The organism is Escherichia sp. E1V33 (assembly GCF_004211955.1).
In the GTDB taxonomy this organism is placed as follows: Bacteria; Pseudomonadota; Gammaproteobacteria; order Enterobacterales; family Enterobacteriaceae; genus Escherichia.
This window is the reverse complement of the sequence record NZ_RHJI01000010.1, coordinates 104709-129196: the sequence shown is the minus strand read 5'-3', so window position 1 is coordinate 129196 and position 24488 is coordinate 104709. Positions and strand designations below refer to the sequence as shown.

General features: G+C 48.5%; 29 protein-coding genes. 14 read left to right on the top strand and 15 right to left on the bottom strand.

Annotation, left to right across the window (positions count from 1 at the left end):
• The first annotated feature begins 35 nt into the window (after positions 1–35).
• Both D9742_RS08725 and D9742_RS08720 read left to right on the top strand, forming a co-directional pair.
• Positions 36–215, top strand: a complete 180-nt coding sequence (locus D9742_RS08725) for a YoaH family protein (protein ID WP_130236641.1) — start codon at positions 36–38, stop codon at positions 213–215.
• A gap of 6 nt (positions 216–221) precedes the next feature.
• Positions 222–674, top strand: a complete 453-nt coding sequence (locus D9742_RS08720) for a pentapeptide repeat-containing protein (protein WP_130236640.1) — start codon at positions 222–224, stop codon at positions 672–674.
• A gap of 89 nt (positions 675–763) precedes the next feature.
• Here the strand turns inward: D9742_RS08720 and D9742_RS08715 are convergent, their stop codons facing one another.
• Both D9742_RS08715 and D9742_RS08710 read right to left on the bottom strand, forming a co-directional pair.
• Positions 764–1063, bottom strand: a complete 300-nt coding sequence (locus D9742_RS08715) for a DUF1889 family protein (protein WP_240780467.1) — start codon at positions 1061–1063, stop codon at positions 764–766.
• Between the two features lie 440 nt (positions 1064–1503).
• Positions 1504–1848, bottom strand: coding sequence for a RidA family protein (locus D9742_RS08710; RefSeq protein ID WP_010376144.1), 345 nt, complete (start codon positions 1846–1848; stop codon positions 1504–1506).
• A gap of 131 nt (positions 1849–1979) precedes the next feature.
• On the opposite strand from D9742_RS08710, the gene D9742_RS08705 reads away from it, so the two are divergent.
• The 5 genes from D9742_RS08705 (at position 1980) to rnd (ending at position 8350) form a co-directional block, all read left to right on the top strand.
• On the top strand, positions 1980–3890 hold the full coding sequence (locus tag D9742_RS08705; protein ID WP_130236638.1) for an ATP-dependent DNA helicase: 1911 nt from the start codon (positions 1980–1982) through the stop codon (positions 3888–3890).
• Between the two features lie 57 nt (positions 3891–3947).
• Complete coding sequence (tsaB, locus tag D9742_RS08700; protein ID WP_130236637.1) at positions 3948–4643, top strand: tRNA (adenosine(37)-N6)-threonylcarbamoyltransferase complex dimerization subunit type 1 TsaB; 696 nt, start codon at positions 3948–3950, stop codon at positions 4641–4643.
• A gap of 38 nt (positions 4644–4681) precedes the next feature.
• Positions 4682–5263 carry a Slp family lipoprotein YeaY gene (gene yeaY, locus D9742_RS08695; protein ID WP_130208420.1) on the top strand — a complete coding sequence of 194 codons (582 nt, stop codon included), beginning with the start codon at positions 4682–4684 and terminating at the stop codon, positions 5261–5263.
• 204 nt (positions 5264–5467) lie between these two features.
• On the top strand, positions 5468–7153 hold the full coding sequence (gene fadD, locus D9742_RS08690) for a long-chain-fatty-acid--CoA ligase FadD (protein WP_130236636.1): 1686 nt from the start codon (positions 5468–5470) through the stop codon (positions 7151–7153).
• A gap of 81 nt (positions 7154–7234) precedes the next feature.
• The gene (gene rnd, locus D9742_RS08685) at positions 7235–8350 is read left to right on the top strand and encodes a ribonuclease D (protein ID WP_130236635.1); all 1116 of its coding nucleotides are present in this window, start codon (positions 7235–7237) and stop codon (positions 8348–8350) included.
• 54 nt (positions 8351–8404) lie between these two features.
• Here rnd and yeaX read toward each other — a convergent pair whose 3' ends face one another.
• The 4 genes from yeaX to dmlA all read right to left on the bottom strand — a co-directional run bounded on the left by yeaX (position 8405) and on the right by dmlA (position 13528).
• A complete protein-coding gene (gene yeaX, locus D9742_RS08680; RefSeq protein ID WP_130236634.1) occupies positions 8405–9370 on the bottom strand; it encodes a carnitine monooxygenase reductase subunit YeaX in 966 nt (321 codons plus the stop codon).
• 55 nt (positions 9371–9425) lie between these two features.
• Positions 9426–10550: a carnitine monooxygenase, oxygenase subunit YeaW gene (gene yeaW, locus D9742_RS08675; RefSeq protein WP_033869918.1), complete on the bottom strand. Its 1125-nt coding sequence runs from the start codon at positions 10548–10550 to the stop codon at positions 9426–9428.
• Positions 10551–10581: 31 nt separating this feature from the next.
• The gene (gene yeaV, locus D9742_RS08670) at positions 10582–12192 is read right to left on the bottom strand and encodes a BCCT family transporter YeaV (RefSeq protein ID WP_130236633.1); all 1611 of its coding nucleotides are present in this window, start codon (positions 12190–12192) and stop codon (positions 10582–10584) included.
• Positions 12193–12442: 250 nt separating this feature from the next.
• Complete coding sequence (gene dmlA, locus D9742_RS08665) at positions 12443–13528, bottom strand: multifunctional D-malate/3-isopropylmalate/tartarate dehydrogenase (protein ID WP_130236632.1); 1086 nt, start codon at positions 13526–13528, stop codon at positions 12443–12445.
• Positions 13529–13630: 102 nt separating this feature from the next.
• Between dmlA and dmlR the strand changes: the two genes are divergently transcribed.
• The 5 genes from dmlR (at position 13631) to D9742_RS08640 (ending at position 16433) form a co-directional block, all read left to right on the top strand.
• The gene (gene dmlR / locus D9742_RS08660) at positions 13631–14554 is read left to right on the top strand and encodes a DNA-binding transcriptional regulator DmlR (protein WP_001061578.1); all 924 of its coding nucleotides are present in this window, start codon (positions 13631–13633) and stop codon (positions 14552–14554) included.
• A gap of 126 nt (positions 14555–14680) precedes the next feature.
• Positions 14681–15319 carry a leucine efflux protein LeuE gene (leuE, locus tag D9742_RS08655; RefSeq protein ID WP_130208404.1) on the top strand — a complete coding sequence of 213 codons (639 nt, stop codon included), beginning with the start codon at positions 14681–14683 and terminating at the stop codon, positions 15317–15319.
• Positions 15320–15500: 181 nt separating this feature from the next.
• Positions 15501–15851, top strand: a complete 351-nt coding sequence (gene yeaR, locus D9742_RS08650; RefSeq protein WP_240780474.1) for a DUF1971 domain-containing protein YeaR — start codon at positions 15501–15503, stop codon at positions 15849–15851.
• Between the two features lie 3 nt (positions 15852–15854).
• Entirely contained in the window at positions 15855–16037 is a 183-nt protein-coding gene (locus tag D9742_RS08645; RefSeq protein WP_064529220.1) for a DUF1869 domain-containing protein, read from the top strand.
• 147 nt (positions 16038–16184) lie between these two features.
• Entirely contained in the window at positions 16185–16433 is a 249-nt protein-coding gene (locus tag D9742_RS08640; RefSeq protein WP_064529219.1) for a GlsB/YeaQ/YmgE family stress response membrane protein, read from the top strand.
• A gap of 59 nt (positions 16434–16492) precedes the next feature.
• Here D9742_RS08640 and yoaJ read toward each other — a convergent pair whose 3' ends face one another.
• Genes yoaJ through D9742_RS08625 form a run of 3 tightly spaced genes read right to left on the bottom strand, consistent with a single transcriptional unit; the run spans position 16493 to position 17726 of the window.
• A complete protein-coding gene (yoaJ, locus tag D9742_RS08635; RefSeq protein WP_001386836.1) occupies positions 16493–16567 on the bottom strand; it encodes a protein YoaJ in 75 nt (24 codons plus the stop codon).
• Between the two features lie 2 nt (positions 16568–16569).
• Positions 16570–16668 (bottom strand): YoaK family small membrane protein, encoded by a 99-nt coding sequence (locus D9742_RS08630; RefSeq protein WP_001219350.1) that lies wholly within the window; start codon positions 16666–16668, stop codon positions 16570–16572.
• A gap of 32 nt (positions 16669–16700) precedes the next feature.
• Positions 16701–17726, bottom strand: a complete 1026-nt coding sequence (locus tag D9742_RS08625) for a sensor domain-containing diguanylate cyclase (RefSeq protein ID WP_130236630.1) — start codon at positions 17724–17726, stop codon at positions 16701–16703.
• 184 nt (positions 17727–17910) lie between these two features.
• On the opposite strand from D9742_RS08625, the gene D9742_RS08620 reads away from it, so the two are divergent.
• The gene (locus tag D9742_RS08620) at positions 17911–18165 is read left to right on the top strand and encodes a DUF333 domain-containing protein (RefSeq protein ID WP_130236629.1); all 255 of its coding nucleotides are present in this window, start codon (positions 17911–17913) and stop codon (positions 18163–18165) included.
• A gap of 21 nt (positions 18166–18186) precedes the next feature.
• Here the strand turns inward: D9742_RS08620 and D9742_RS08615 are convergent, their stop codons facing one another.
• Together D9742_RS08615 and D9742_RS08610 are read right to left on the bottom strand one after the other, a co-directional pair.
• Entirely contained in the window at positions 18187–18534 is a 348-nt protein-coding gene (locus tag D9742_RS08615) for a DUF488 domain-containing protein (protein ID WP_130236628.1), read from the bottom strand.
• A gap of 81 nt (positions 18535–18615) precedes the next feature.
• Positions 18616–19062, bottom strand: coding sequence for a DUF441 domain-containing protein (locus D9742_RS08610; protein WP_130208396.1), 447 nt, complete (start codon positions 19060–19062; stop codon positions 18616–18618).
• A 168-nt stretch (positions 19063–19230) separates the two neighbouring features.
• Here D9742_RS08610 and yoaI point away from each other — a divergent pair, with 168 nt between their 5' ends.
• Positions 19231–19335 carry a small membrane protein YoaI gene (yoaI, locus tag D9742_RS08605; protein ID WP_130236627.1) on the top strand — a complete coding sequence of 35 codons (105 nt, stop codon included), beginning with the start codon at positions 19231–19233 and terminating at the stop codon, positions 19333–19335.
• Here yoaI and yeaK read toward each other — a convergent pair whose 3' ends face one another.
• The 4 genes from yeaK to D9742_RS08585 all read right to left on the bottom strand — a co-directional run bounded on the left by yeaK (position 19336) and on the right by D9742_RS08585 (position 24458).
• Complete coding sequence (yeaK, locus tag D9742_RS08600; RefSeq protein WP_130236626.1) at positions 19336–19839, bottom strand: mischarged aminoacyl-tRNA deacylase; 504 nt, start codon at positions 19837–19839, stop codon at positions 19336–19338.
• 42 nt (positions 19840–19881) lie between these two features.
• Positions 19882–21372, bottom strand: coding sequence for a diguanylate cyclase DgcJ (gene dgcJ / locus D9742_RS08595; protein ID WP_130236625.1), 1491 nt, complete (start codon positions 21370–21372; stop codon positions 19882–19884).
• 180 nt (positions 21373–21552) lie between these two features.
• Positions 21553–23028 carry a GGDEF domain-containing protein gene (locus D9742_RS08590; RefSeq protein WP_165382775.1) on the bottom strand — a complete coding sequence of 492 codons (1476 nt, stop codon included), beginning with the start codon at positions 23026–23028 and terminating at the stop codon, positions 21553–21555.
• Between the two features lie 146 nt (positions 23029–23174).
• On the bottom strand, positions 23175–24458 hold the full coding sequence (locus D9742_RS08585; protein WP_064529212.1) for a YeaH/YhbH family protein: 1284 nt from the start codon (positions 24456–24458) through the stop codon (positions 23175–23177).
• Positions 24459–24488: the final 30 nt, after the last annotated feature.

The following is a 24488-nucleotide window of genomic DNA, read 5'->3' as shown; positions in this document are numbered from 1 at the left end:
AATAATTAGCGCCAACAATTTAGCAGGAGTTAACAATGTTTGCAGGTTTACCTTTACTCACCCATGAACAGCAGCAAAAAGCCGTTGAGCGTATTCAGGAACTAATGGCACAGGGGATGAGCAGCGGTCAGGCAATCGCGCTGGTGGCAGAAGAGCTGCGTGCTAACCATTCCGGCGAACGGATTGTGGCGCGTTTTGAGGATGAAGACGAGTAATACAAAATGATCCGTATCGATTTCGTCACGGATGACGTCCTGTATCTTGATACGGATAGCCTCATCGGCTGGGATTTTTCCGGCATGAACTTACATCGTGCCATTTTTGACGGTATATGCCTGGACGGCGCGCGGTTTAATGATGCGCATCTGCGTAATATCAGTTTTATCAACGCTTCCCTTATTGGGGCCGACCTCTCGTCCAGCGCACTGATGTGTGCCTGGTTAAATCACGCCGATCTGACGAATTGTAATTTTGCTCAGTCACGACCCATTGCTGCTGATTTTAGTCTTGCACGACTTTATGGGGCAGATTTTACCGACGCCGATTTAAGAGGCGCTAATTTTTCATCGACACATCTTCAGAATGTTTGTTTTAACGGGGCGCATTATGACAAACGAACTGTCTGGCCCGCAGAGTTTGATCCAAAGATTTACGGGGCTGTGTTGGTTGATTGAATTTGGCGGGGTTAATGATGGCAAGAAAAAGACGCTTTTATGTGGTCAACAAAAGCGTCCAGGTCAATTTTTGCTGATAGAGAATTAACTCATACCAGTGCTTTGAGTTCTTCCTGCATGTACGATGAAAAGTATTCTGGGTTTTTAATCACAATGCGTTCACCAGACTCCATTTTTTTTGCCCATCCTACCATTTTTTCCGTGAATCCTGGATTCCAGCCCTCTTGATCGGCTCGCGCAGTAATATCGGCGGAACTGGCGGGTACACCCAGGTCATGCAAATATTTAAATATTCCCTTCGCCGTACTTTCATTCATAGAACTTGGTGTTGGTGCTGATACATCCATGGCACCAATAAAATCCAGAGCTTTATCTATTACTGCAGGCATATTCTTTTCCTTAAAATTAACCATGTGAACAATAAGGCTATATATGACCTTAAATTGCGTCCAATATCAAAGGGATTATAACGATATCTCATTAGTTAACCTATTGACATTCAGGTATTTTAAAGGTAGCAGGTCATAGCCGGTTATGTAGTGATGTACCGCAAATTAACTGCAAATAGAAACGCTTCAGCCCGAGTTTTCAAGCAAGAAAGAGAGCAGGAAGAAGTTCAGAGTAGGCTAATCAGGGAGTTAACATAATAATTTGATTTTGCTGATTAATATCAGTTTTGTATAAATAACACCGAATCAATAAAAATAAAGAATAAATGATCTGAAGGTGCATTACACATCTAAAACACTGGCCGTTTAATTCAAAATCGGCCAGTGTTTTAGATAAATTATTGTGAGGCTTTTGCAGAAATAGAATTCTTTTTCTGAAATTAAACCGCCGCGATAATCTTAATTTCAACCTTGTACTGCGGATTCATCAGGCCCGCTTGCACCGTGCAGCGCACCGGCGCGTGACCCGCGACAACCCAGGCATCCCATGCTTTATTCATTGCCGCAAAGTCGTTTTTATCGGCAAGGAAAATGGTGGCATCCAGAATGCTCGATTTATTGCTGCCCTGTTTTTCCAGCACGGCATCAATTTGTGCCAGCGTGTTGGCGGTTTGCTCAAAAGCATCAGCATCGAGGTTTTCTGGTACGCCAGTGTAGTAGAGCGTGTTGTTGTGGATCACCACATCAGACCAGCGGGCTTCAGCGTCGATACGAACGATAGTCATCATTATGTCCTCGTTAACTTTCCATTTTTGTGCTGCAAAGACTGCCACAATGTGAGGTCGCAGTCACCACTTCAACTGGCGAAAACCAACCGGGCCTGACATAATCCCTGTTCAAATCAACAGGGGGTAGTGTGACGGACGATTTTGCACCAGACGGTCAACTGGCGAAAGCGATACCAGGCTTTAAGCCTCGTGAACCACAGCGACAGATGGCAGTCGCTGTGACCCAGGCGATTGAAAAAAGCCAGCCGCTGGTGGTGGAAGCGGGAACCGGTACGGGTAAAACCTATGCCTACCTGGCACCTGCGCTGCGGGCGAAAAAGAAAGTCATTATCTCAACCGGCTCAAAAGCGTTGCAGGATCAGCTCTACAGCCGCGATTTGCCGACAGTAGCAAAGGCGCTGAAATTCACTGGCAACGTAGCATTGCTAAAAGGGCGCTCAAACTATCTCTGCCTCGAACGTCTCGAACAACAGGCGCTGGCGGGCGGCGATTTGCCAGTACAAACCTTAAGTGATGTGATCCTCCTGCGCTCCTGGTCAAATCAGACGGTAGATGGCGATATCAGCACCTGCGTTAGCGTGGCGGAAGATTCGCAGGCGTGGCCGTTGGTCACCAGCACCAACGATAATTGTCTCGGCAGCGATTGCCCGATGTATAAAGATTGCTTTGTGGTTAAAGCACGCAAAAAAGCGATGGACGCCGATGTGGTGGTGGTAAACCATCATCTGTTTCTGGCGGATATGGTGGTGAAAGAGAGCGGATTTGGCGAACTGATCCCAGAAGCAGACGTCATGATCTTCGACGAAGCCCACCAGCTACCGGACATTGCCAGCCAGTACTTTGGTCAGTCGCTCTCCAGTCGACAACTGCTTGATTTAGCGAAAGACATCACCATCGCCTATCGCACCGAATTAAAAGACACCCAGCAGTTACAAAAATGCGCCGACCGCCTTGCTCAGAGTGCACAGGATTTTCGTCTGCAACTCGGCGAGCCAGGTTATCGCGGTAATCTGCGCGAACTGTTAGCAAACCCGCAAATTCAGCGGGCGTTTTTACTGCTCGATGACACTCTTGAACTCTGTTATGACGTGGCGAAACTGTCACTAGGGCGTTCCGCCTTGCTGGATGCAGCATTTGAACGCGCCACCCTTTATCGCACGCGGCTTAAACGGCTGAAAGAGATCAACCAGCCGGGTTACAGCTACTGGTATGAATGCACCTCGCGCCATTTTACCCTGGCGCTGACGCCGTTAAGCGTGGCGGATAAATTCAAAGAATTAATGGCGCAAAAGCCCGGTAGCTGGATCTTTACCTCGGCAACGCTGTCGGTGAATGACGATCTGCATCATTTCACCTCGCGGCTAGGCATCGAACAGGCCGAGTCGTTGCTGTTGCCAAGTCCCTTTGACTACAGTCGCCAGGCGTTACTCTGTGTGCCGCGCAATCTGCCGCAAACCAATCAGCCGGGTTCCGCACGTCAACTGGCGGCAATGCTGCGACCGATCATCGAGGCTAACAACGGTCGTTGTTTTATGCTTTGTACCTCGCACGCCATGATGCGCGATCTGGCCGAGCAGTTCCGTGCTACCATGACGCTTCCCGTGTTGTTGCAGGGGGAAACCAGCAAAGGCCAACTGTTGCAGCAGTTTGTCAGTGCCGGTAACGCGCTTCTTGTGGCAACCAGCAGTTTCTGGGAAGGTGTGGACGTTCGTGGCGATACGTTGTCGCTGGTGATTATCGACAAGTTGCCGTTTACTTCGCCGGATGACCCGCTGTTAAAAGCGCGAATGGAAGATTGCCGTTTGCGCGGTGGCGATCCGTTCGATGAAGTGCAACTGCCAGATGCCGTCATTACTCTCAAACAGGGAGTAGGGCGACTGATTCGCGACGCCGACGATCGCGGCGTGCTGGTGATTTGCGATAATCGGCTGGTGATGCGCCCTTATGGCGCCACTTTCCTTGCCAGCCTGCCGCCCGCGCCGCGTACCCGTGATATTGCCCGTGCAGTTCGCTTTCTGGCGATACCATCCTCCGGGTAATTTGTGATGGAGTATGGTATAATGCGCGCCTTTTTATTGATCTAAGCACGAAGACCCATGCGAATTCTGGCTATCGATACTGCGACAGAGGCCTGCTCTGTCGCCCTGTGGAACGACGGTACTGTCAATGCTCATTTCGAGCTTTGCCCTCGTGAACATACTCAACGAATCTTACCGATGGTGCAGGATATCCTGACCACCAGCGGGACCTCCCTGACTGACATAAATGCGCTGGCTTACGGACGCGGCCCCGGCAGTTTTACCGGCGTGCGCATCGGTATTGGTATTGCGCAAGGGCTTGCACTTGGCGCGGAACTACCGATGATTGGCGTCTCCACGCTAATGACAATGGCGCAAGGGGCATGGCGCAAAACTGGCGCAACCCGCGTACTGGCAGCTATTGATGCACGAATGGGCGAAGTTTACTGGGCCGAATACCAGCGTGATGAAAACGGTATCTGGCATGGTGAAGACACCGAAGCCGTACTGAAACCTGAATTAGCCCATGAGCGGATGCTGCAGCTTTCTGGTGAATGGGTGACCGTGGGTACAGGCTGGCAAGCCTGGCCAGATCTCGGTAAAGAGAGCGGGCTGGTTTTGCGCGACGGAGAAGTTTTACTGCCCGCTGCAGAAGATATGCTGCCGATTGCTTGTCAGATGTTTGCCGAGGGTAAAACGGTGGCGGTGGAACATGCCGAACCGGTTTATTTACGTAACAACGTCGCATGGAAGAAACTTCCAGGCAAAGAATGAATCTTAAGAGTATGCCCTGAGAAAAAAGGAGTCGCATCATGGCGGTTCAAAACAACGTTATCAAAGGCATACTGGCAGGTACGTTTGCGCTAATACTAAGCGGTTGTGTCACTGTGCCGGACGCCATTAAAGGCAGTAGCCCAACCCCACAACAAGACTTAGTTCGGGTGATGAGTGCGCCGCAGCTGTACGTTGGTCAGGAAGCGCGATTTGGCGGTAAAGTGGTTGCGGTGCAAAACCAGCAAGGGAAAACCCGCCTGGAAATTGCCACTGTACCACTCGATAGCGGAGCAAGGCCGACGCTGGGAGAACCGTCGCGTGGGCGCATTTATGCCGATGTGAATGGTTTTCTTGATCCGGTCGATTTCCGTGGGCAGCTGGTGACAGTTGTCGGGCCAATCACCGGTACGGTTGACGGAAAAATCGGCAACACGCCATATAAATTTATGGTAATGCAGGCAACGGGTTACAAACGTTGGCATTTAACCCAGCAGGTGATTATGCCGCCACAGCCGATTGATCCCTGGTTTTATGGTGGGCGAGGCTGGCCCTATGGTTACGGCGGCTGGGGCTGGTATAATCCTGGTCCCGCAAGAGTACAAACAGTTGTAACTGAATAATTGCTTGTTTTTAAAGAAAAAGAAACAGCGGCTGGTCCGCTGTTTCTGCATTCTTACGGTAAAGATAAAAATAAATAGTGACGCGCTTCGCAACCTTTTCCTTGGGTAATTATCAAGCTGGTAAGATGAGTTAATATTATGTTAACAACATGTTTATCACTTGGGGTTGCGATGACGACGAACACGCATTTTAGAGGTGAAGAATTGAAGAAGGTTTGGCTTAACCGTTATCCCGCGGACGTTCCGACGGAGATCAACCCTGACCGTTATCAATCTCTGGTAGATATGTTTGAGCAGTCGGTCGCGCGTTACGCCGATCAGCCCGCGTTTATGAATATGGGGGAGGTAATGACCTTCCGCAAGCTGGAAGAACGCAGTCGCGCGTTTGCCGCTTATTTGCAACAAGGGCTGGGGCTTAAAAAGGGCGATCGCGTTGCACTGATGATGCCTAACTTATTGCAGTATCCGGTGGCGCTGTTTGGTATTTTGCGTGCCGGGATGATCGTCGTAAACGTCAACCCGTTGTATACCCCGCGCGAGCTCGAGCATCAGCTCAATGACAGCGGCGCATCGGCGATTGTCATTGTGTCCAACTTTGCTCACACGCTGGAAAAAGTGGTCGATAAAACCGCAGTTCAGCACGTTATCCTGACCCGTATGGGCGATCAGCTTTCCACAGCGAAAGGCACACTGGTTAACTTCGTTGTTAAATACATCAAACGTCTGGTGCCGAAATATCATCTGCCAGATGCCATTTCATTTCGTAGCGCCCTGCACAACGGCTACCGTATGCAGTATGTCAAACCTGAACTGGTGCCAGAAGATTTAGCCTTCCTGCAATACACTGGCGGCACCACAGGTGTGGCGAAAGGCGCGATGCTGACTCACCGCAATATGCTGGCGAACCTGGAACAAGTTAACGCTACGTATGGGCCGCTGCTGCATCCGGGCAAAGAGCTGGTGGTGACGGCGCTGCCGCTGTATCACATTTTTGCACTGACCATTAACTGCCTGCTGTTTATCGAACTGGGTGGGCAGAACCTGCTTATCACTAACCCGCGGGATATTCCGGGGCTGGTCAAAGAGCTGGCGAAATATCCGTTTACCGCTATCACCGGCGTAAACACCTTGTTCAACGCGTTGCTGAACAATAAAGAGTTTCAACAACTGGATTTCTCCAGTCTGCACCTTTCTGCAGGCGGTGGGATGCCTGTTCAGCAAGTGGTGGCAGAACGCTGGGTGAAACTGACCGGACAGTATCTGCTGGAAGGTTATGGCCTGACCGAATGTGCGCCGCTGGTCAGCGTGAACCCCTATGATATTGATTATCATAGCGGTAGCATTGGTTTGCCGGTGCCGTCGACGGAAGCCAAACTGGTGGATGACGACGATAATGAAGTACCGCCAGGTCAGCCAGGTGAACTTTGCGTCAGAGGTCCACAGGTGATGCTGGGCTATTGGCAGCGTCCGGATGCTACCGATGAAATCATCAAAAATGGCTGGTTACACACCGGCGACATCGCGGTAATGGATGAAGAAGGATTCCTGCGCATTGTTGATCGTAAAAAAGACATGATTCTGGTTTCCGGTTTTAACGTCTATCCCAACGAGATTGAAGATGTCGTCATGCAGCATCCTGGCGTACAGGAAGTCGCGGCTGTTGGCGTACCTTCCGGCTCCAGTGGTGAAGCGGTGAAAATCTTCGTAGTGAAAAAAGATCCATCGCTTACCGAAGAGTCACTGGTGACCTTTTGCCGCCGTCAGCTCACGGGCTACAAAGTACCGAAGCTGGTGGAGTTTCGTGATGAGTTACCGAAATCTAACGTCGGAAAAATTTTGCGACGAGAATTACGTGACGAAGCGCGCGGCAAAGTGGACAATAAAGCCTGAGCGTTAAGTCAGTCGTCATACGCCGGTTAATCCGGCGTTTTTTTTGACGCCCACTAAAGAGATTACAATTTGAATTACCAAATGATTACCACGGACGATGCGCTGGCTTCTTTGTGTGAAGCTGTCCGTGCCTTTCCGGCAATAGCCCTGGATACTGAATTTGTTCGTACGCGCACTTATTACCCGCAACTGGGACTGATTCAACTTTTTGATGGCGAGCATCTGGCGCTAATCGATCCGCTCGGGATCACTGACTGGTCACCGCTAAGGGCAATCTTGCGCGATCCGTCCATCACCAAATTTCTCCATGCGGGCAGTGAGGATCTGGAAGTGTTCCTCAATGTCTTTGGCGAGTTACCACAACCCCTGATTGACACGCAAATTCTGGCAGCTTTCTGCGGACGCCCGATGTCGTGGGGATTTGCCTCCATGGTGGAAGAGTATACCGGCGTTACGCTGGACAAGAGCGAATCGCGCACCGACTGGTTGGCCAGACCGCTAACCGAACGTCAGTGCGAATACGCGGCAGCGGACGTCTGGTATCTGTTACCGATCACCGCCAAGCTTATGGTAGAAACGGAGGCCTCCGGCTGGCTACCAGCGGCGCTGGATGAATGTCGCCTGATGCAAATGCGTCGTCAGGAAGTCGTTGCGCCGGAAGATGCCTGGCGTGATATCACCAATGCCTGGCAATTACGCACACGCCAACTGGCCTGTCTGCAACTGTTAGCCGACTGGCGACTGCGCAAGGCGCGAGAGCGCGATCTGGCGGTGAACTTTGTCGTGCGTGAAGAGCATTTGTGGTCGGTAGCACGTTATATGCCGGGAAGTCTTGGCGAACTGGATAGCCTGGGCTTATCCGGTAGCGAAATCCGCTTCCACGGTAAAACGCTGCTGGCTCTGGTGGAAAAAGCCCAGGCATTGCCGGAAGAGGCGTTACCGCAGCCGATGCTTAACCTGATGGACATGCCTGGTTATCGCAAAGCGTTTAAAGCGATTAAGTCGCTGATTACTGACGTGAGCGAAACGCACAAGATCAGCGTCGAATTGCTGGCGTCGCGTCGGCAAATCAACCAACTGCTGAACTGGCACTGGAAACTGAAACCGCAGAACAATTTACCGGAGCTGATTTCTGGCTGGCGTGGTGAATTGATGGCGGAAGCATTACACAATTTATTGCAGGAATATCCGCAGTAAAACCTTCCTGAGCCGGACAGGGCGCGGCCAGCGCCGCATCCGGCTTCAGACAAACTATAAATCTAACACCAGGCGTTTACCCTTCGCGCGCGAACAACAGATCAACATACTCTGCTGGCTGGCGCGTTCTTCATCGCTAAAATACTGGTCGCGATGGTCAGCTTCACCTTCCAGAATTGCCGTTTCGCAGGTCCCGCATACTCCTTCGCGACATAAACATTCCACTTTTGCCGCTTTATTATTTTCAATAACCTGCAAAATGGTCATCTCTTTCGGCACCACAAACTCTTTACCGGAACGGGCGAGCACCAGGGTAAATGCATCGCCGGTTTTGTCTTCAATAGCAAACTGCTCAAAGTGCAGCGTATCGGCGGCGATGTTCAGACGCGCGGCTTCGCTTTTTACCGCTTTATTCAGTACCTCGGGACCACAGGTATAAACGTGTGTACCTGGTTCGATATCCGCCAATAGCCGCGCTAATTCCAGCCGCGTTCCGGTCGATGAGTGATGAAAATGGATTTTATCCGTCTGCGGATGTTGGACTAGCTCATCACGAAATGCGCAACTTTCTGGATTTCGCGTGCAGTAATGTAGCTGCCAGTCGACGTCGCTGTGTTGCAACTCTGCCATGTGCGACAGGAAAGGGGTGATACCAATGCCGCCCGCGATAAACAGATGCTTTCTGGCCGAGGGAATTAGCGCAAACAGGTTATTAGGCGTCGAAATCGTTAACCGATCGCCCACTTTTACCTGCTGATGCAAAAAGCGGGAACCGCCGCGCGAGTTTTCTTCCAGTCGAACGGCAATCTGATAATGAGTTGTATCGAGAGGCGAACTCAGCAGTGAATACGCATTGCTGTACTGGTTATCACCATCGCTCATCTGCACAATGACGTGACTTCCTCCAGTAAACGCAGGTAATGGTTTGCCATCGGTTGCCACCAGCGTGAAGCGTTTCACCTGTTCGGTAAGGGGTTCAACCTGGCTCACCTGTACTTCAAACATTTGATAGTCTGACATTGCTGTACTCCATCAAAAATCAGCCCGGCGACGGAATAGACCGCCGCCGATGTCATTAGTCCTTAAACACCTGCGCCAGCAGATTATGGAAATGGGCGATACCGTGTTCGGAAATCCCGCTACCGCTACTGTCGGCCATGATGCGCCCCTGACCACGATAGCCACGCGATTTCAGCCCTTTTTGTACGCTTTCAACCAGACGTAAATCTTCCGGACGGAACACATCGCGATACCACTCAATCAGCGATTTTTGCTCGTCAGTTAACTCTTCATTGGTGAAGTAGATATCATAGTTTTGCAGGGTGGTTTCAGAATCCACAGGGAATTCATAAATGACCGTCATCATCCCTTTGATCGGGGTGACGTTCAGCATCGTGCACGGCCACAGCCAGAAACCGTGGAATGCCGCATCCGTACCCTCTTCAAATTTAAACGACTGTTCGGACGGTTTGGCAAAGCCGTATTGCAGCGTCCAGTTGCCGTGCATGGTGTGCCAGTAACGGTCGACCTGAACGGAGTCGGAGAAACCAGGATGCGCCGGACCACAGTGATAGCACTCAAGATAGTTATCGACAATGTTCTTCCAGTTGGCAGGCGTGCGGGTGGTAAAGCGGGCTGCCAGTTTCAGGTCGTGGACTTCCGGGCAGGCTTCCAGCACTTTTGCCCCCAGACCAGGTAACTGATCTTCCACGCTGGTAGCGTTAGGGTCCATGTTGATGAAGACGAATCCGGCATATTCTTCCAGACGCACCGGAACCAGTTGCGCTTTGTCGCTATCGAAATTGGCGACGTTTTCACAGTTACGTGCGTGAGCCAGGTTGCCATCGAGTTTGAATGCCCAGGCGTGATACGGGCAGGTAATCACATTTTTCGCTTTCCCTTCACCGCTCAACAACTGATGACCACGGTGCGGACACACGTTATAGAACGCGCGCAAAACCTTATCACGACCGCGTACCAGAACAATGCTTTCGCCAATGATCTCTCGCGTCACGTAATCATTCGCATTCGCCAGTTCGCTACTGTGGGCGACGCAAATCCAGCTTTTAGCAAAGACGTTCTCTTTTTCGTGCTCAAAGGCGTTCTGATCGGTATAGAAACGCGCCGGAATAGTCCATGCTTCTTGCGGGTTGGCGCAAAAATTTTCAGGTAGTACTAAGTCAGGGCTTAGATTGCTCATAGGGATACCTTTATCGTTAGGATGATGGCGTTCAGTTGTCGCCTTTGAATACCGTTCCTGGCGGGATCAGCGGATTTTTTTCCGATGCTTCTACCGGTGTCTGCGGGAGATAATCTTCAACTTGATGGGCCGGGATATCGGCGTAATCCTGCTTCAGCCAGCGAATAAATCCACCGACTTTCACCAGTAAAATGACGAGGAAGGGCAGGGCTGTTAGTACCACAGTGGTTTTCATGGTTTCCAGCGATGCACCAGTAAATAAGATAGACAGTGGAATCAGGGTGATCACCACGCACCAGAACAAGCGCAGACCACGGTCAGGGTCGTCACCTTCCTGGAGATTTCGCGTACTGGTCGCCGCCATAGTGTAGGCAACAGCATCCATATGCGAGGCAAGGAAAATAATCATCACGCCCAGGTATGCGGCGAGGAATAATTTACCGGCTGGCAATGACATCAGGACTTGTTGAACGGCAGTTTCACCGCCCAGAGTTTCCAGCACTTGCGGGACGTTGATCACGCCATTGATAAACTGATGAATAGCATAGCTTTCCATTACACCGAAGAAGAACCAGCAGCCGACGGTGCTTCCGAGGATCAAGCCCCAGATAACCTCTTTGATCTTACGACCACGTGATACGCGGGTGACAAACATTGCCACGCCGGGCGTGTAAGAGATCCACCACAGCCAGTAGAAAACGGTCCAGTTGCGGGTAAATGAACCATCGCCAAGCGGATCGGTAAATAAGCTCATTTGCAGGAAGTTTTGCGTGGTCAGGCCGATGGCATTGATGATGCTGTTGGTAATAAATTCGGTTGGACCGACAATCAGGACCAGCAATGGCAGCAGGAACGCGCCCCAGCCAACCATTTTGCTCAGACGTTGCAAACCGTTGTTGATACCAATCCATGAACTTAGGCAAAAAATGCCGCCGGAAAGCAGGATAACAAAAGCCTGCACGGTGAAGTTATCTGGTAAACCGGTCAGCGCGGAAAGCCCACGGGTAAAGGTTGCTGCGGTTACAACAAGGGAAATGGTCAGTGCGCCGACAGTGGCGATCAGGAACATCAAATCGACCAGTTTTCCCCACGGGCCTTGCGGACGAACGCCGGTAATGGCGGCAATAATGCCGGAAAGACTCAGCCCCTTGTTTTTCCGAACATGAAAGTGATAAGCCATGATTAATGAGGCCAGCGTATAAGTTGCCCACGCGCTGATTCCCCAGTGGAAGAAGGAGTAGGGAACGCTAAATTCGAGGGCCTGTTGTGAACGCGGTGCGATATTTAAACCAGGCGTTTGATAATAATAGGCCCACTCAGCAACCCCCCAATAAAGCGTAGAAGAACCTAAACCGGCACAAATAAACATAAACAGCCAGGAGAGTGTACTGTATTCCGGTTTACCTTCGCCGAGGCGAATATTACCGTATTTGCTGGTGGCTAAATAAATCACCAGTCCCATTGCCAGCAAAACCAATACCTGTACGGCGGAACCTAATGTACGCGTAACAAAAGTGTATATTGCGTTGGCCGCGTCGGCCGATTGTTGTGGGAAAAGGCTTAATGCAGCTGCGATGAAAAGAATGGCCACCAGGCTGATGCTAATCAGCGGCACATCTTTTTTCTTAACGTTGCTCATCATGAGTCATCTCCTGGGCATAAAAGCCCGTCGCTGGCTTTTGCCAGTTGTAATTATGTGCAGGGTAATGAGTTGTATGTTGTATTTAACAGATTGATTATTTGCATGTTACATAAATTAAACAATTAAGAATACGGAAAGCCATAAAACACGAAACGGAAACAATGAAAGGTGAAATGACGCAGGTTATTTACTGCAAAGAACGAATAAAAAAACCGCGTCAGTGACGCGGTTCAAATAAACTGGTTTGACCTTAACGCAAAATGATTTTGCAAATCGCCTCGGCAACCTGTGACGTGGTGGCATTGCCTTTCATATCCGGTGTTTTCGGCCCGTGAGCAATCACTTCTTCAATCGCAGCCAGAATGCCATTGTGCGCTTGCTGGAAACGCTCATCGCCATTGCCGAGAAAATCGAGCATCATTGCCCCGGCCCAAATCGTGGCGATAGGGTTAGCGATATTTTTACCGTAGATATCCGGCGCGGAACCGTGGACTGGCTCGAAGAGCGACGGAAACGTACGTTCCGGATTCAGGTTGGCGGAAGGGGCAATACCGATTGTGCCGGTGCAGGCTGGACCAAGATCGGAAAGGATATCGCCAAACAAATTGGATGCCACCACCACATCAAAACGTTCTGGTTGCATCACAAAGCGCGCGCAGAGAATATCAATATGCTGCTTGTCCCAGCGGATCGCCGGGTAATTTTCTGCCATTGCTTCCACGCGCTCATCCCAGTACGGCATGCTGATGGCTAAACCGTTCGATTTAGTGGCAGAAGTTAGCGTCTTGCGTGGGCGGCTTTGCGCAAGTTCGAAGGCATAACGCAAAATGCGATCGACACCACGGCGGGTAAATACCGACTCCTGGATGACAACTTCATGCTCCGTTCCTTCGTTTAGTCGTCCGCCCAGAGACGAGTATTCGCCTTCGGTGTTCTCGCGCACTACGTAAAAATCGATGTCGCCAGGCTGTTTCCCCGCCAGTGGACAAGGTACGCCAGGAAAGAGGCGGACCGGACGCAGGTTAACGTATTGGTCAAACTCACGGCGAAATTTCAGCAGCGATCCCCATAACGAAATATGGTCCGGAACGGTATCCGGCCAGCCGACGGCACCAAAGTAAATAGCGTCGAAACTGCTTAGTTGTTCATGCCAGTCGTCCGGCATCATTTTGCCGTGATGGCTGTAATATTCACAGCTTGCCCACTCCATCTGCTCAAAACTTAAGGCGAAGCCCCAGCGTTCAGCGGCAGCCTGTAACACACGAATCCCTTCAGGAAGGACTTCTTTGCCGATTCCATCCCCGGGTATTGCAGCGATCCGAAACGTTTTCATCATTGGGTTCTCACTTCCTGACCATCAAAATTGACAATACTCTCATCCTATAATTGACTGAAAAGGAATTAATCCCCGCAACTGGTGAAACATAAAACACGAATCATGAATAATTTACCGCTGCTGAACGATTTGCGCGTCTTTATGCTGGTGGCTCGCCGGGCTGGTTTTGCCGCCGTGGCGGAAGAACTGGGCGTTTCACCGGCGTTCGTCAGCAAGCGCATCGCCTTGCTGGAGCAAACGCTAAACGTGGTGTTGTTACACCGCACCACCCGCCGCGTCACCATTACCGAAGAAGGAGAGCGGATTTATGAATGGGCGCAGCGGATTTTGCAGGATGTCGGTCAGATGATGGACGAACTTTCTGACGTGCGTCAGGTGCCACAGGGGATGCTGCGTATTATCAGCAGCTTTGGTTTTGGACGACAGGTGGTGGCTCCGGCGTTATCAGCGCTGGCGAAGGCGTATCCGCAACTGGAATTACGTTTTGATGTGGAAGACCGGCTGGTCGATTTGGTCAATGAAGGTGTCGATCTCGATATTCGCATTGGCGATGACATCGCCCCTAATTTAATCGCCCGCAAACTGGCGACCAATTACCGCATTCTCTGCGCGTCGCCGGAATTTATTGCGCAACATGGCGCGCCGAAACATTTAACCGATCTTTCTGCATTGCCGTGCCTGGTCATTAAAGAGCGCGATCATCCTTTTGGTGTCTGGCAATTACGCAATAAAGAAGGCCACCATGCGATTAAAGTCACCGGCCCACTGTCGTCTAATCATGGAGAAATTGTCCATCAGTGGTGTCTCGATGGGCAGGGGATTGCTCTGCGTTCCTGGTGGGATGTTAGCGAAAACATTGCTAGTGGTCATTTAGTGCAAGTGCTACCGGAATATTACCAGCCAGCGAACGTCTGGGCCGTTTATGTTTCAAGGCTGGCGACGTCAGCGAAAGTGCGGATAACGGTAGAATTTTTACGCCAGTATTTTGCCGAGCACTACCCGAATTTTTCACTGGAGCATGCCTGATTAATGATTCAATTATCGGGTTATTATCAGGTTAAAACCTGATTTTCTCCTTTCTAACCCACTACAGATTGGTTAGCATATTCACCTTTAATCGCGCATTTCCCAAAGAAAATTAAAGAGGTTAACGTGTTCGCTGAATATGGGGTTCTGAATTACTGGACCTATCTGGTTGGGGCCATTTTTATCGTGCTGGTGCCTGGGCCGAATACCCTGTTTGTGCTTAAAAATAGCGTCAGCAGTGGAGTGAAAGGTGGTTATCTTGCAGCCTGCGGCGTATTTATTGGTGATGCGGTATTAATGTTTCTGGCGTGGGCAGGTGTGGCAACGTTGATTAAGACCACACCGATATTATTCAACATCGTACGTTATCTTGGTGCGTTTTATTTGCTCTATCTTGGGGGCAAAATTCTTTATGCCACCCTGAAGGGCAACAATAGCGAAGCCAAATCGGATGAACCGCAATATGGTGCTATTTTCAAGCGTGCCTTAATATTGAGCCTGACCAACCCGAAAGCTATTTTATTCTATGTATCATTTTTCGTGCAATTTATCGACGTTAATGCGCCACATACGGGTATTTCGTTCTTTATCCTGGCGATGACACTTGAGATAGTCAGCTTCTGTTATTTGAGCTTCCTGATTATTTCCGGCGCCTTTGTCACGCAGTACATTCGCACTAAAAAGAAACTGGCAAAACTAGGCAACTCTCTGATTGGTTTGATGTTTGTCGGTTTTGCCGCACGACTGGCGACGCTGCAATCCTAATTCTCTCCGCCCGCGTTTCCGCGGGCTTCCCTCCTGAACGCTACTGCGATTGGACGCTGATACGGTGCTAAAAAGTAACCAATAAATGGTATTTAAAATGCAAATTATCAGGCGTACTCTGAAACGGCTGGAATAAACGGTTTTCAGCGCATTTACCGAAGGAGGGGGAAGGATGCTACAAATCCCACAGAATTATATTCACACACGCTCAACGCCTTTCTGGAGTAAACAAACCGCACCTGCCGGAATATTCGAACGTCATCTTGATAAAGGAACGCGTCCGGGGGTTTACCCTCGATTGTCTGTCATGCATGGGGCGGTCAAATATCTCGGCTATGCTGATGAACACAGCACAGAACCAGATCAGGTGATCCTTATCGAAGCGGGGCAATTTGCGGTGTTCCCGCCAGAAAAATGGCACAACATTGAAGCCATGACTGACGATACTTATTTCAACATCGACTTCTTCGTTGCTCCTGAAGTCCTGATGGAAGGCGCGAAACAACGGAAAGTCATTCATAGCGGGAAATGAATTATGGGCAAAGCAACGTATACCGTAACCGTCACCAATAACAGTAATGGTGTCTCTGTTGATTACGAAACAGAGACACCGATGACATTGCTGGTGCCAGAAGTGGCGGCGGAAGTGTTAAAAGATCTTGTTAACACGGTGCGCTCTTATGATACGGAAAACGAACATGATGTTTGTGGCTGGTAATTTAACCTGATAGAAAATGGCGCCGTTTTATGCGCCATTGCAAAAAAATATGCGTGATGCTCATCACAATTTTTACTTCTTTAATGTTGTGCTATGCTTTTTATTAGCGACTAACACGCTAATACAAAACAGATAAGGAAGGATAAAATGGGCATTTTGTCATGGATTATTTTTGGGCTTATTGCTGGTATTCTGGCGAAGTGGATTATGCCAGGTAAAGATGGTGGTGGATTCTTCATGACTATCCTGTTAGGGATTGTCGGCGCCGTGGTCGGCGGATGGATCAGTACACTGTTTGGTTTTGGTAAAGTCGATGGCTTTAACTTTGGCAGCTTCGTGGTTGCGGTGATCGGTGCACTTGTCGTGCTGTTTATCTACAGAAAAGTCAAAAGCTAACGCTGAAATAAAACAAAGGCTGCGTATACGCAGCCTTTGCTATTTTTACAGATGCAGTGTTACCACCATCCTAGCTCGGTACCAAGGACGACAATAATCGCAACACCCATCATAATAATCGTTGTTTTTTTCATCTTTATGCTCCCGGGGCAGCATAGCCGCCAATAAAAAACCACGCTAAAAATACGACTGCCGTAATAAAGATTACGACAGGGAAAATAATACCGATTCGCATGTTATCACCAATCAAAAGGATGTGAATACGCCTCAGGAATCCAGAGCTGAATGCGCGACAAAAGGTTTTTTCTCTTTGTGTTTTTTCTCCTGGTACATTGCGATATCGGCGGCATGCAGGGCGCTGTCGGCATCGGTTGTTTCAGGATCCACTTCAATAATGCCAAGGCTGGCGCCAGGATAAAACAAGTCAACATCACCTAAGTGATATTCACCGCGTATTTGCTGCTGAATACGCTCACGCAATGACTGGATATCGGCATTTTCATCGGCCAGCGAAACGACCAAAAATTCATCACCGCCGAGACGACCTATGATCTCGCTATTCTGATGTAGTGTGTTAAGGCGCTGGCCAACCTGAATAAGAAACAGATCGCCGCTATTATGACCAAAACGGTCATTGATTAATTTGAAGTTATCCAGATCGATAAAGGCAATAATTGCTTTACGCTTCAAATGCCGTGCGAGAGAAAACAGTGTCGTCAGATTATCAAAAATTGCCCTTCGATTCGGCAGCCCCGTCAAAGAGTCAGTATAGGATTGTGCGATCAACGCCGCATTCGCTTCACGCAATTGCTCAACCAGCGCCTCTTTTTGGATGTATTGTGTAATAAGCCCGGCGAATAGCTGCAAAACTTGCTCCGCGCGTTCGCTCCACGGGCGTTTCTCGCTGCTGGCGGCGCAAAGCGTGCCGTAAAATGAGCCATCCGGTAAGTGAATTGGCGTGCTCAGAAATGTCGTGATCCCAAGATTGCGTGCCGCAATGCAGTCACCCCAACGGTCAGGGACTTCATCGCTGAAAAAACAGTTCTCATCAATTGCGCGTTTGCATAATGAATGATCCCAGGAAACGGTAAAATTTTCCGGGATGTGCATTTTTTGGCTATTACGGGCATACAAAATGTGTTGCAGGCGCGCGTCAATATCCACTTTTGTCAGATACGTCGACTCCATGTCGGTAACCATTTCTAACATCTCCAGAAGTTGCCGGACCAGACTTTCCAGAGACTGTTCTGAGGCGAGTGACTGCGAGACGCGAGCAATGATCTGATCTGACACGAAAGAACTCCAGTAGGTGGTGGGTAAAATGCTGAATATTTAATCTTTGCAGGCATGATAAAACATCATCAACGAAGATGAAACCAGACGTAATATATTTTGAGTGAATGTAAAAGAAATAGTGCTGCAAAACATAACGATACCGCGATACTCTAAAGTGTATATAAACGAGAGGGATCACTATATGAAAGTTATCCGTTTTGCTCTGCCTTGCCTGTTAGCCCTGGCGGGGTGTTCAACCGCTTCTCAACCGGATGCGCCTAAACCGCCACATGTTGGAATGGCTAACCCCGCATCGGTCTACTGCCAGCAAAAGGGAGGTACGCTTATTCCGGTACAAACAGCGCAAGGGGTCAGCAACAATTGCAAATTACCGGGCGGTGAAACGATTGATGAATGGGCATTATGGCGGAGGGATCATCCGGCTGATAGAAAATAACAACCGGATGCCGGGCTAGAATCACAAATTGCGTAGCCAATCGGCCAGCACCAGAGCATGGTTTTGCGTGGTATTTTTGGCCGAATAGAGTAGGGTTAGTGTCTGCTGGCGGGCAATATCCGCCAGTCGTTTCCCTTCTTTCTCATGTTGCGCCAGTTCTGCAAGATATTGCTTGCGAAAGGTTTCAAAATCGATCACTTCGCCGTGAAAGGATTTGCGTAGTTCCGTTGAAGGCGTGATGGTTTTGTTCCATTCATCAAGAGCTAAATCTGTTTTCTTGATACCACGCGGCCAGAGACGATCGACCAGTATGCGATAACCATCGCTTTGTTCAGCCGGATCATAGACGCGCTTACACTGAATATTCATCGTGTTTGTTCTCCCTTTCACGCAACATTGTCAGGCCACTATAGCACTTTGTTTTTATGGTTATGGCGGCTGCGGCAAAAACTACTGCTTACCAATAATCAGCGAAACCAGGCCAGCCGCAATAAGCGGGCCGACGGGCACACCGCGAAAAAGCGCTACGCCTAAAACCGTACCCATCAGCAAACCGGCTACCAGTTGTGGCTGACTACCCATTAACGTGACGCCGCGTCCGCCAAGCCAGGAAACAATCACGCCTACGGCAATCGCGACTAATGATTTCCAGTTCAGAAACGAGTGAACAAGTGTTGATGGTGGCAGCGTCCCGCTGGCGATTGGCGCCATAACACCGATGGTGAGAATAATTATCCCGATACTCAACCCTTGTTTTTCAATCCAGGGGAAAAAGGTGCTCAAGGGTGTGACGCGGACAATGATCAACACCAGAATTGAAACGGCGACAGTGGTGTTGTGGCTGACAAAGCCCAGCGCAGCTAATCCGAGGAGGATTAACAAAGTGACATCAAACATTGTGGTTTCCTTGCCAAAAAATAATTACCCCCGTACTTTACGCTTGCTGAGGGCAGGAATCAGACATTAATTACACTTTTTGTATAAAAAATAGGGAGAATTGTCATCAAACTGCCATTTGCGTACGCTAACAATAACGTGAAAACAGTCATCTCCAGGGGTAAAACCATGAACGATCAAATGTTCATTGAGACACTGATTATCACGTCATCGTTTTTTGCCATTGCGGTTGTACTGGTACTGTCAGTTTTACTACTTGAACGGACAGCCTAGTTATGCAGTACGGCGGAAATGGATCAGCTCTGGTTGCGCAATGCGTAAATAATCTGCGGTGTTAAGAATAACTGATTTATCCAGCATGCCCGCGTTGAAGGCAATTTCATCGAATCGTTCGAAGAGTAGTGGGTCGGCGACCAGTTTGAGCTTGGGGTGGAAGCTGAAAGGTGGGATGGCGCCAAAAACGCAGCCCGTGAGTTCATCGACCTCCGCCGGGCTGGCAAGCGAGGCGCGTAACCCGCCAATGTGGCTGGCGAGTTGGCTCAGATCGGCCTGTTGATCAGCAGGAAGTATCGCTAATACATGTTGATTAACGCCATTACCTTTGACTTTACACACCAGCGCCTTGGCGCCCTGACCCAAAGCGGTGCCGCGAATTTCTGACACCGCTTCACATTTGCCCACCGCTTCGTGGGTGACGATGCGGAAGTTAGCACCTTCTTGTGATAATAAAGCGATTAAGCGCTGATGCGTCACGCTTCCTTTAGCCATTTCAGTCATTTCACGCTCCTGGGATTATAACTAAACAACCACAGAAGATTATCATGAACTGCTGTTTTTGTTCTGTTTATTGATATACAGACGCTCATCGGAAGCTTTATAAGCATCATGTATCGTATCGTTTTCTTTCATCGCGTAAATGCCGGAAGAGAAGCCGATCTCTTTCTGCGGCGCGATATGTTGCAGGCGTTTTTCGATACGTTCAGGCAATTGCGCAGCAATTTGTGGCGTCGAATCGACCAGGATGATGCAAAATTCATCACCGCCGAGACGGATAGCATAATCGCTTTTACGAATCGACTGTTTAATCGCCTGTGCCAATAAAGTAATCGCTAAATCACCTTCCTGATGGCCCTGGGTGTCGTTAATTTGCTTTAACTTGTCCATGTCAATAGCAATAAACATGACTGCAGAACCTGCCTGAACCAGGCGCTGCAAGCGTTGCTGCAACTCAGGAGTCAATATCTTGCGGTTATACAACCCGGTCATCGCATCGCTAATATTTTCGCGAGTCACGTTTTGGTACAAGCGGAAGTGCATGCGCACCATATTCAGTAATATCAATGCCGTCAGCAGCCAGAAGACAACGCTTTTCCATGAAGATGTAATAAAGTAAAGAATATCAATGGATAATGTGACGCGAATTCCGCCAGGTAAGTCATGGACGTAACTGACATACTGAAACAGATTGTCTTCACTCTGGTTGATAATAATGTCCCGACCCGAATCTAGATCGGTAAGCGTAACATTGAGAAAACGCCAGAGGAGAGGGCGGTCATGAGTGTAAAAGATATTCCGCAGGTTGTTTTTATTGATATCCAGCAGCACTATCCCTTTAAGTTGACCAGAGAGATAAACCGGCGTCAGCAGGCTCATTACATTCTGTTTAGTACGCTGATCCTGGTAAATGCTCGATAATACGGTGCGACCGGTAAACACTTTTTCAATGTCTTTACGGTCAATGCCAATGCTTCCTGATTGCAAAAACGACCAGTTATTCATGGCGAAGTATTCAACATTGACCGGTTCATAAAAATAGACATAGCGGTCATTGAGATCGAGATAATAGTGAAATTTCTCTTCGGCCATCCCAAGACCGGAACCATATTCATCTTGATGGCGATTGCCCTCCACCGCTTGATCAAATGCGGGTAATAGCGCGGCCGCTTCCACAATAGTGTCACAGTCATCGGATGCGCTCTGTAATGTCCCGCGTAAGCCTGGATAAGTATGGGCTGTCAGGTTTAATCCATGTGTATTATTGGCTGACTCAAAAGCCTCGCAGATGGCTTGTCGCTCTTCTGGCGACACATCTGGCTGTTTTGCAGCAAGTGCGCGCATGACATGTGCGGCAATACTCTGATTTTGATACTTATCGTAGAGAAAGGAGGAATCCGCTTTCTGGACGATAAAGCGCAAATAGGCGCTCATCGCTCTGTCGCTGGCGACAAGTTCAAAAATAAGGAAGGAAGATGTCAGCACGATGACACTTGCGGCGATAAAATGCCGGAGCATTCTATGGTGCAATTTCATGATAAATGGCACTCCTTCGGTTAGTGAAATGAGAAAACCAGTTAAAGTTCGATTGCGGCCTGGCACAGGGGCGCTAATTATACTCATCTCTGTGCCGTTGGGGAGGAGAAATTTAGTGGTATCAGATATTAATTGTATGCAAAAGCCACGCAAAAAGCATGGCTGTGAATATTTTTGCACTTAAAGACGATGAATAATCACTTTGTTGCCCCCCTCGTTTTTCGCTTCACGTAATGCTTTATCTGCTTCTGTCATGACAAGCGAAAGATTGTGCGTATCTCCGGTGGAAAAAACACTGCCGATACTGATAGTCATTGGTTCAGGAACATCATACCTGTTACTAAAGCCGGTCAGGAGTTCGACATTTTTACGTATACGTTCAGCAATGATTTTTGCCTGGGCAGCATTGAGTTCGGTAAATAGCAGTCCAAATACTTCCCCCTCAAGACGGGCTAAAATGTCATCGGGGCGGATACTTTGCTGGATAATATCGACAATTGAAACCAGCACTTTATCGCCCACATGATGCCCCCATTGGTCATTGATGCGTTTGAACTGGTTAATATCTACCAGCATGATACAAAAATCCTTCACAACAGGTTGCGACAATAATGACTCTACGCTGTTGAAAAAGTAACGGCGATTATAAATATTGGTCAACACATCATGAACCGCCAGTTTGCTGGAGAGTTGCAGTTCCTGAAAAATGTTATAAATCAGAAAAGCCACAACAAACAGTTTGCTGGAAACTTCAATGCCACGACTGATGTACCAGATGGTGTAATTGTATTCATCCAGAGTCAGCAGAAGTAAGTTACAGCAGAGCGATGCCAGGCATAATAATGCCATTGACGGCCAAAGTTCGCTTGCTAAGCGTGTGCGCATGATAATAAAGAACAGTAAACATGCCCACAGACAAACCAAAATTTTTGTGTAGTTAATTCCCCAGCTCGCAGAATGGCGATCCGGACAGTAATCTACGACATATAAGGAATAGTCAGGATTATAACTGCTCAGGTTGTGTGCCAGTAAGGGAAACAACATGAAAGGTATGAGCGCCAACAACAGGATGCAGGTTTTTTTCTTGTTATTCGTAAGAATACTGTTTCGGCCATAACAAAAGAGAGCTAACGCTGTTAAGCAAATGAAACTTAGCTGGCGAAACAGATATAATATGGAAACATCATTTGATTTAGTCTGAATCAGTGCGCTGTCACTGATAGGTTTATGAATAATAACAATGGTTTCAATTAAATAGAAAATACCACTTAAAAATGCAAGGCTTAAAATGAGTGTTGGAAATATTTCACGGTTAGTGAAATATTTCATTAGCATGAAAAGAAAAATGACGGTGTTAAGGAAAAACAAAGCCACAACAACCATCAAGTAATTCATCTGAGGGATGAGTTTTACATTGGTGTTTTCGTTATATAAGGTGGTGATACAAAATAAAATCAGTGTCAGCAGCAAACTGAAAATAAAAAAGCTTTGTGCTTTTAGTTTTTGTGTACACATAGAAATCATAAAAAAGAGAGCAATGTGAGTGCTGGATTTTATTGATGCTCGAGATATATGGTTTTGACCAGGATCAATTTTCACCGTTAATAAAAAATAATTAAAGAATAACCCCGGAAAAATACGTGTTAACCGAATCATTTTACCGAATGATTGTTTTCTGGAACTAAATTGTGTAAAGGTGGCGCTGCCATATTTAAAGCAATTGTAAGCTAACGTATGTAATAAATTGAATAATTTACAGTAAGCTAAAAATCAGCCAGGGTATAATGACCTGGCTGATAGTACTAGTCTTTAGCAGTTGCGTTTTGCTTATGAAACAGTTCACGAAATACCGGATAAATATCATCCTGATCGCGGATATGCTGCATCGCAAAGTTTTCGAAAGTAGATTGCAGATGCTCATATTCTCGCCACAATGTCTGATGAGCTCGACGGGTAATTTCGATATAGCTGTAATAACGAACAACCGGCAGTAATTTCTTCGCCAGAATCTCATGGCAAAGCGGAGAATCATCAGCCCAGTTGTCGCCGTCCGATGCTTGCGCAGCATAGATATTCCACTGCGCCGGGTTATAACGCTCTTTTACCACATCATCCATCAGTTTCAGCGCGCTGGAAACAATGGTGCCGCCCGTTTCCTGTGAGTAGAAAAACTCATGTTCATCAACTTCTTTTGCCTGGGTATGATGGCGAATGTAAACGACTTCCACGTTCTTGTATGTTCTGCTCAGGAACAGATACAGAAGTATGTAAAAACGTTTGGCCATATCTTTGGTGGATTGATCCATCGAGCCAGAAACGTCCATCAGGCAGAACATTACTGCCTGGCTGGAGGGGTCGGGTCGTTTCTCGTAATTTTTGTAGCGTAAATCGAAAGTGTCGATGAAAGGAACACGTTCAATTTTAGCTCGCAGTTCGGCAATTTCTTTGCGCAAGCGTTCCTCTTCCAGCAGTTGCGCAGGTTCAGTGTTGCTGATTATCGCTAAATCTTCTTCCAGAGCGTGCAGCTCCCGCCGCTTGCCCGCGGTCATCGCGGTACGTCGCGCCAGTGAATTTTGCAATGAACGTACCACGCTAATGTTGGCCGGAACGCCATTAGCGGTATAACCCGCACGATGCGTTTTAAATTCGGTCAACTGGCGTTGCTGGTTTTGTTTCAGATTTGGTAAGGCCAAATCTTCAAACAGCAGATCGAGATACTCATCTTTCGAAATCTGAAAGACGAATTCATCCTGACCTTCACCGTCCTGGCTGGCCTGGCCCTGACCGCTACCAGAACCGCCGCCGCCCCCTTGAGGCCGCTCAATACGGTCGTTCTGTACAAAATGGTCGTTGCCCGGATGAACGCGATGGCGCAAGCCGCCACGCCCCTGATGAAACATTGGTTCGCTGATATCTTCCGTTGGAATGGAAACGGACTCGCCGCTGTCGACATCGGTCACCGAACGCTTATTAATGGCCTCGGAGATCGACTGTTTAATTTGCGCTTTATAACGGCGTAAAAAACGCTGGCGATTCACCATGCTTTTATTTTTGCCGTTCAGACGCCGGTCAATAAACCAGGTCATATGCCCCCCGTACTGCATTTGCCAACTGTA

Bases quoted from the DNA above. Each gene is read 5' to 3' on its own strand.
- D9742_RS08725 (WP_130236641.1), top strand. From the start codon at position 36: ATGTTTGCAGGTTTACCTTTACTCACCCATGAACAGCAGCAAAAAGCC.
- D9742_RS08720 (WP_130236640.1), top strand. From the start codon at position 222: ATGATCCGTATCGATTTCGTCACGGATGACGTCCTGTATCTTGATACG.
- D9742_RS08715 (WP_240780467.1), bottom strand. From the start codon at position 1,063: ATGCCTGCAGTAATAGATAAAGCTCTGGATTTTATTGGTGCCATGGAT.
- D9742_RS08710 (WP_010376144.1), bottom strand. From the start codon at position 1,848: ATGACTATCGTTCGTATCGACGCTGAAGCCCGCTGGTCTGATGTGGTG.
- tsaB (WP_130236637.1), top strand. From the start codon at position 3,948: ATGCGAATTCTGGCTATCGATACTGCGACAGAGGCCTGCTCTGTCGCC.
- yeaY (WP_130208420.1), top strand. From the start codon at position 4,682: ATGGCGGTTCAAAACAACGTTATCAAAGGCATACTGGCAGGTACGTTT.
- rnd (WP_130236635.1), top strand. From the start codon at position 7,235: ATGATTACCACGGACGATGCGCTGGCTTCTTTGTGTGAAGCTGTCCGT.
- yeaX (WP_130236634.1), bottom strand. From the start codon at position 9,370: ATGTCAGACTATCAAATGTTTGAAGTACAGGTGAGCCAGGTTGAACCC.
- yeaW (WP_033869918.1), bottom strand. From the start codon at position 10,550: ATGAGCAATCTAAGCCCTGACTTAGTACTACCTGAAAATTTTTGCGCC.
- yeaV (WP_130236633.1), bottom strand. From the start codon at position 12,192: ATGATGAGCAACGTTAAGAAAAAAGATGTGCCGCTGATTAGCATCAGC.
- dmlA (WP_130236632.1), bottom strand. From the start codon at position 13,528: ATGATGAAAACGTTTCGGATCGCTGCAATACCCGGGGATGGAATCGGC.
- dmlR (WP_001061578.1), top strand. From the start codon at position 13,631: ATGAATAATTTACCGCTGCTGAACGATTTGCGCGTCTTTATGCTGGTG.
- D9742_RS08645 (WP_064529220.1), top strand. From the start codon at position 15,855: ATGGGCAAAGCAACGTATACCGTAACCGTCACCAATAACAGTAATGGT.
- D9742_RS08640 (WP_064529219.1), top strand. From the start codon at position 16,185: ATGGGCATTTTGTCATGGATTATTTTTGGGCTTATTGCTGGTATTCTG.
- D9742_RS08630 (WP_001219350.1), bottom strand. From the start codon at position 16,668: ATGCGAATCGGTATTATTTTCCCTGTCGTAATCTTTATTACGGCAGTC.
- D9742_RS08620 (WP_130236629.1), top strand. From the start codon at position 17,911: ATGAAAGTTATCCGTTTTGCTCTGCCTTGCCTGTTAGCCCTGGCGGGG.
- D9742_RS08615 (WP_130236628.1), bottom strand. From the start codon at position 18,534: ATGAATATTCAGTGTAAGCGCGTCTATGATCCGGCTGAACAAAGCGAT.
- D9742_RS08610 (WP_130208396.1), bottom strand. From the start codon at position 19,062: ATGTTTGATGTCACTTTGTTAATCCTCCTCGGATTAGCTGCGCTGGGC.
- yoaI (WP_130236627.1), top strand. From the start codon at position 19,231: ATGAACGATCAAATGTTCATTGAGACACTGATTATCACGTCATCGTTT.
- yeaK (WP_130236626.1), bottom strand. From the start codon at position 19,839: ATGACTGAAATGGCTAAAGGAAGCGTGACGCATCAGCGCTTAATCGCT.
- dgcJ (WP_130236625.1), bottom strand. From the start codon at position 21,372: ATGAAATTGCACCATAGAATGCTCCGGCATTTTATCGCCGCAAGTGTC.
- D9742_RS08590 (WP_165382775.1), bottom strand. From the start codon at position 23,028: ATGATTCGGTTAACACGTATTTTTCCGGGGTTATTCTTTAATTATTTT.
- D9742_RS08585 (WP_064529212.1), bottom strand. From the start codon at position 24,458: ATGACCTGGTTTATTGACCGGCGTCTGAACGGCAAAAATAAAAGCATG.